The organism is Streptomyces sp. NPDC058678 (assembly GCF_042714835.1).
Classification (GTDB): domain Bacteria; phylum Actinomycetota; class Actinomycetes; order Streptomycetales; family Streptomycetaceae; genus Streptomyces.
Window position 1 is genome coordinate 1 of the sequence record NZ_JBHXSG010000157.1, and the last position, 6,162, is coordinate 6,162.

The window sequence follows — 6,162 nt, forward strand, 5'->3', positions numbered from 1 at the left end:
CACGGCGAAGGGGGCGGCCTCCCGAGCGGGAGGCCGCCCCCTTCGCCGTGCCCGGCTTCGGCGCGTCTAGGAACCCGTGACCTCGACCGCCGCCAGGTTCTTCTTGCCCCGGCGCAGCACCAGCCAGCGCCCCTGCAGCAGGTCCTCCTTGGCGGGGACGGCGTCCTCCGCGGCGACCTTCGTGTTGTTCACGTAGGCGCCGCCCTCCTTGACCGTGCGGCGCGCGGCCGACTTGCTGGCGACCAGGCCGACCTCGGCGAACAGGTCGACCACCGGACCGAGCTCGGCGACCTGGATGTGCGGCACCTCGGACAGGGCCGCTGCCAGCGTCTTCTCGTCCAGGTCGGTCAGCTCGCCCTGGCCGAAGAGCGCCTTGGACGCGGTGACCACGGCGGCCGTCTGGTCGGCGCCGTGCACCAGCGTCGTCAGCTCCTCCGCCAGCGCGCGCTGAGCCGCCCGCGCCTGCGGACGCTCCTCGGTCTGCCGCTCCAGCTCCTCGATCTCCTCCTGGGACCTGAAGCTGAAGATGCGCAGGAACTTGGAGACGTCCCGGTCGTCCGCGTTCAGCCAGAACTGGTAGAAGGCGTACGGCGTGGTCATCTCGGGGTCGAGCCAGACCGTGCCGGACTCCGTCTTGCCGAACTTGGTGCCGTCGGCCTTGGTGATCAGCGGCGTGCCCAGCGCGTGCACCACGGCGTCGGGCTCGACCCGGTGGATCAGGTCGGTGCCCGAGGTGAGGTTGCCCCACTGGTCGCTGCCGCCGGTCTGCAGCGTGCAGCCGTACCTCCGGTACAGCTCCAGGAAGTCCATGCTCTGCAGGATCTGGTAGCTGAACTCCGTGTAGCTGATGCCGGCGTCGGAGTTGAGCCGCCGGGAGACGGCCTCCTTGGCGATCATCTTGTTGACCCGGAAGTGCTTGCCCACGTCCCGCAGGAACTCGATGGCCGACAGACCCTGGGTCCAGTCCAGGTTGTTGACCATCACCGCGGCGTTCGGGCCCTCGAAGTCCAGCAGCGGCTGGATCTGCGCACGCAGCCGCTCGACCCACTGGGCCACGACCTCCGGCGCGTTCAGCGTGCGCTCCGAGTCCGGCTTCGGGTCGCCGATCAGGCCGGTGGCGCCCCCGACCAGGCCCAGCGGGCGGTTGCCCGCCTGCTGGATCCGGCGCATCGTGAGGATCTGCACCAGGTTCCCGAGATGCAGGCTGGGCGCGGTCGGGTCGAAGCCGCAATAGAACGTGACGGGACCGTCCGCGAACGCCTTGCGCAATGCGTCCTCGTCAGTGGAGAGGGCGAGCAGCCCGCGCCACTTCAGTTCGTCGACGATGTCCGTCACGGTTCTCGTATCTCCTTGGAATGACCTTCGGGCCGTCGAGCGACAGCCGACTACGAGGTTATACGCCCTGACTGACAGAGCTCATATTGAAGTCCGGCACCCTCAGGGCCGGCATCGCAGCCCTAGTGAACCAGTCGCTCCACTCCCTCGGCAGCGTCTTTTCCGTGCGCCCGGCCTCGGTGGCCCGGCCCAGCAGTCCCACCGGCGACTCGTTGAACCGGAAGTTGTTGACCTCGCCGCTCACCTCGCCGTTCTCGACGAGATAGACACCGTCCCGGGTCAGGCCGGTGAGCAGCAGCGTCGCCGGGTCGACCTCGCGGATGTACCAGAGGCAGGTCAGCAGCAGCCCGCGCTCGGTGTTCGCGACCATCTCCTCCAGGGACCGGTCCTCGCCTCCGTCAAGGATCAGGTTGTCGATGCCCGGGGCCACCGGCAGCCCGGTCAGCTCAGCGCTGTGCCGGCTGGTCAGCAGACCGCTCAGCTCGCCCTCGCGCACCCACTCGGTGGCGGTCAGCGGCAGCCCGTTGTCGAACACCGACTGGTCGCCCCCGGAGGAGTGCGCGAGCACGAAGGGCGCCGATTCCAGGCCCGGCGCGTTCGGGTCGCTCCGCAGGGTCAGCGGCAGGTCGGTGAGCCGCTCGCCCACGCGGGTGCCACCGCCCGGCTTGGAGAACACCGTGCGCCCCTCGACCGCGTCCCGGCCCGACGCCGACCACATCTGGTAGATCAGCAGGTCCGCCACGGCGGTCGGCGGCAGCAGCGTCTCGTACCGCCCGGCGGGCAGATCGATCCGGCGCTCGGCCCACCCGAGGCGTACGGCCAGTTCGGCGTCCAGCGCGGCGGGGTCGACGTCCTTGAAGTCCCGCGTCGACCGCCCCGCCCACGCCGACCGGGTACGGTCCGGCGACTTGGCGTTCAGCTCCAGCGTCCCGTTGGGCTGGTCGTGACGCAGCCGCAGCCCCGTCGACGTACCGAGGTAGCTGGAGACCAGCTCGTGGTTGGCGAAGCCGTACAACTCGCGGCCGCCCGCACGCGCGCGTGCGAACGCCTCACCGAGCGCCGGCGCGAAGTCGGCGAACACCGCGGAGGACGTCTCGGCGGGCGCGTCCGTGAAGTCGGGGGAGAGGGGCACACCGGTGACCAGCGGCCGGGCGTCCTCGGCGGGCTGGGCACCGCGCGCGGCTGCCTCGGCGGCCCGCACCAGGGGCTCCAGCTCGTCCGCGGTCACGGCCGACCGGGAGACCACACCGGAGGCCGTGCCCTCCTTGCCGTCGACGGTCGCGATGACGGTGAGCGTACGGCCGCGGGTGACGCCGTTCGTGGTGAGCGCGTTGCCGGCCCAGCGCAGGTTGGCGGTCGACTGCTCGTCGGCGATGACCACACAGCCGTCCGCCCGGGACAGGGCGAGGGCCCGCTCGACGATCTCGTGCGGCTTGTTCGAACGAGGGCTCATCGACCGGCCTCCTGCGTGGTGTTCAGAATGTTGACGCCCTTGAAGAGGGCGGACGGGCAGCCGTGGGAGACGGCCGCGACCTGGCCCGGCTGGGCCTTGCCGCAGTTGAAGGCACCGCCGAGGACGTACGTCTGCGGACCGCCCACCGCGGCCATCGAGCCCCAGAAGTCGGTGGTCGTCGCCTGGTAGGCGACGTCCCGCAGCTGCCCGGCGATCCGCCCGTTCTCGATCCTGAAGAACCGCTGCCCGGTGAACTGGAAGTTGTAGCGCTGCATGTCGATCGACCAGGACCGGTCGCCGACGACGTAGATCCCGCGCTCCACGCTCCCGATCAGGTCCTCGGTCGACATCCCGGCCGGGTCCGGCCGCAGGGACACGTTGGCCATGCGCTGCACGGGCACGTGCCCGGGGGAGTCGGCGAACGCGCACCCGTTGGACCGCTCGAACCCGGTCAGCCGCGCGATCCGCCGGTCCAGCTGGTAGCCGACCAGCGTGCCGTTCCTCACCAGGTCCCAGGACTGGCCCGCGACGCCCTCGTCGTCGTACCCGACGGTCGCCAGGCCGTGTTCGGCGGTGCGGTCACCGGTGACGTTCATCAGCTCGGAGCCGTACCTGAGCTTGCCCAGCTGGTCGAAGGTGGCGAAGGAGGTGCCGGCGTAGGCGGCCTCGTAGCCGAGCGCCCGGTCCAGCTCGGTGGCGTGCCCGATGGACTCGTGGATGGTCAGCCACAGGTTGGACGGGTCGACGACGAGGTCGTACACGCCCGACTCGACACTGGGTGCCCGCATCTTCTCGGCGAGGAGTTCCGGGATCCGCGCGAGTTCCGCGTCCCAGTCCCAGCCGGTGCCCGTGAGGTACTCCCAGCCGCGTCCGACGGGCGGCGCGATGGTCCGCATGGAGTCGAACTCGCCGCTCGACTCGTCGACGGACACGGCGGTCAGCTGCGGGTGCAGCCGTACCCGCTGCTGGGTGGTCACGGTCCCGGCCGTGTCGGCGTAGAACTTGTTCTCATGGACGGTGAGCAGCGAGGCGTCCACGTGGTTGACGCCGTCGGCGGCCAACAGCCGCGCGCTCCACTCCGCCAGCAGCGCCGCCTTCTCCTCGTCGGGCACGGCGAACGGATCGATCTCGTACGAGGAGATCCACGTCTTCTCGGCGTGCACGGGCTCGTCGGCCAGCTCGACACGCTCGTCCGAGCCGGCCGCCTTGATCACCTGGGCGGACAGCTTCGCCATCTGCACCGCCTGCGAGGCGACCTTGGCGGCGGCGTCCAGGGTCAGATCCACACCCGACGCGAAACCCCACGTGCCGCCGTGCACGACCCGCACCGCGTACCCGAGGTCGGTGGTGTCCGAGGTGCCGGCGGGCTTGGCGTCCCGCAGCCGCCAGGAGGCGCTGCGCACCCGCTCGAACCGGAAGTCCGCGTGCGCCGCGCCCAGCGCACGCGCGCGTGCCAGCGCGGCGTCGGCCAAGGCGCGTAGCGGAAGCGCCGTGAAGGCTTCGTCGATCGTATGAGGCACGGGGATCTCCCTGGAGTCGTGGCCTGTCGGCTCCGATCATGTCGCGCGGGCGGGTCCGCGGACCATACGTTTCCGACGGAGTTCCGCATCTTTCTGTAGGGACCCGACAGCGAGTCCCGTAAGCCACTGTGGGTGCCCGATTGTCCGCGCACGGGCCGGGACCGATAGGTTTTTGAGGAAGCCGCCTGTCATCCAGGTGTTCGGGCGGGTGTGTCAGTCCGCTATCGAAAGGGTGATCCGTTGAGCCGCTCGGTTCTCGTCACCGGAGGCAACCGGGGCATCGGCCTCGCCATCGCCCGCGCATTCGCCGACGCCGGTGACAAGGTTGCCATCACGTACCGCTCGGGCGAGCCGCCGGCCGGCTTCCTGGCCGTCAAGTGCGACATCACCGACTCCGAGCAGGTGGAGCAGGCCTACAAGGAGATCGAGGCGGAGCACGGCCCGGTCGAGGTGCTGATCGCCAACGCCGGCATCACCAAGGACCAGCTCCTGATGCGCATGTCCGAGGAGGACTTCACCTCGGTCATCGACACGAACCTCACGGGCACCTTCCGCGTCGTCAAGCGTGCCAACCGCGGCATGCTGCGTGCCAAGAAGGGCCGCGTCGTGCTGATCTCGTCGGTCGTGGGTCTGTACGGTGGCCCCGGCCAGGCGAACTACGCCGCCTCCAAGGCCGCCCTGGTGGGCTTCGCGCGCTCGCTCGCCCGTGAGCTGGGCTCGCGCAACCTCACCTTCAACGTCGTCGCGCCGGGCTTCGTCGACACCGACATGACCAAGGTGCTCAACGACGAGCAGCGCGAGGGCATCCTGAAGCAGGTGCCGCTCGGCAGGTACGCGCAGCCCGAGGAGATCGCCGCGACGGTGCGGTTCCTCGCCTCGGACGACGCCTCGTACATCACTGGAGCCGTCATCCCCGTTGACGGCGGACTGGGAATGGGTCACTGAACACCATGAGCGGAATTCTCGAGGGCAAGCGCGTCCTGATCACCGGTGTGCTGATGGAGTCCTCCATCGCCTTCCACACCGCGAAGCTGGCCCAGGAGCAGGGCGCGGAGATCATCCTGACCGCGTTCCCGCGTCCCACGCTGACCGAGCGCATCGCCAAGAAGCTCCCCAAGCCCACCAAGGTCATCGAGCTCGACGTCAGCAACGACGAGCACCTCGGGCGCCTGGCCGACCTGGTCGGCGAGGAGCTGGGCGGCCTGGACGGTGTCGTGCACTCCATCGGCTTCGCGCCGCAGGACGCCCTCGGCGGCAACTTCCTCAACACGCCGTTCGAGTCGGTGGCCACGGCCATGCACGTCTCGGCGTTCTCCCTGAAGTCGCTGACCATGGCCTGCCTGCCGCTGATGCAGAACGGCGGCTCGGTCGTCGGCCTCACCTTCGACGCGCAGTACGCCTGGCCGCAGTACGACTGGATGGGCCCGGCCAAGGCCGCGCTGGAGGCCACCAGCCGCTACATGGCGCGTGACCTGGGCAAGCAGAACATCCGCTGCAACCTCATCTCGGCCGGCCCGATCGGTTCGATGGCCGCCAAGTCCATCCCGGGCTTCGCCGAGCTGGCCTCCGTCTGGGACACCCGCGCCCCCCTGGAGTGGGACCTCAAGGACCCGGAGCCGGCCGGCAAGGGCGTCGTCGCCCTGCTGAGCGACTGGTTCCCGAAGACCACGGGCGAGATCATCCACGTGGACGGCGGTCTGCACGCCATCGGTGCGTGACGCTGCCGCTGTGACTGCTGAGGGGTGAGGGGCCCCGGCCGGTGGGTGACGGGGCCGCACCCCCCACACCGTGGGGCCACCCCCGCGGGCGGGGGGGGGGCCCGCCCCGGCCCAGGGGTGTTAGCGGTAACCACAC

5 protein-coding genes are annotated in these 6,162 nt (G+C 70.1%); 2 read left to right on the forward strand and 3 right to left on the reverse strand.

Going from position 1 to position 6,162, the window contains the following annotated elements:
- Positions 1–66: 66 nt before the first annotated feature.
- From tyrS to ACFWWR_RS48345, 3 genes are read right to left on the reverse strand one after another with little or no spacing between them, the layout of a single operon-like run.
- The gene (gene tyrS, locus ACFWWR_RS48335) at positions 67–1,335 is read right to left on the reverse strand and encodes a tyrosine--tRNA ligase (RefSeq protein WP_383876250.1); all 1,269 of its coding nucleotides are present in this window, start codon (positions 1,333–1,335) and stop codon (positions 67–69) included.
- A 58-nt stretch (positions 1,336–1,393) separates the two neighbouring features.
- Positions 1,394–2,788, reverse strand: coding sequence for a metallopeptidase TldD-related protein (locus tag ACFWWR_RS48340; protein ID WP_383876252.1), 1,395 nt, complete (start codon positions 2,786–2,788; stop codon positions 1,394–1,396).
- Complete coding sequence (locus tag ACFWWR_RS48345) at positions 2,785–4,308, reverse strand: TldD/PmbA family protein (protein ID WP_384310749.1); 1,524 nt, start codon at positions 4,306–4,308, stop codon at positions 2,785–2,787. The genes ACFWWR_RS48340 and ACFWWR_RS48345 overlap by 4 nt, the downstream gene beginning before the upstream one ends.
- Before the next feature lie 240 nt (positions 4,309–4,548).
- On the opposite strand from ACFWWR_RS48345, the gene fabG reads away from it, so the two are divergent.
- Positions 4,549–5,253 carry a 3-oxoacyl-[acyl-carrier-protein] reductase gene (gene fabG, locus ACFWWR_RS48350; protein ID WP_383876255.1) on the forward strand — a complete coding sequence of 235 codons (705 nt, stop codon included), beginning with the start codon at positions 4,549–4,551 and terminating at the stop codon, positions 5,251–5,253.
- Between the two features lie 5 nt (positions 5,254–5,258).
- Entirely contained in the window at positions 5,259–6,026 is a 768-nt protein-coding gene (gene fabI / locus ACFWWR_RS48355) for an enoyl-ACP reductase FabI (protein ID WP_053755178.1), read from the forward strand.
- Positions 6,027–6,162 lie beyond the last annotated feature (136 nt).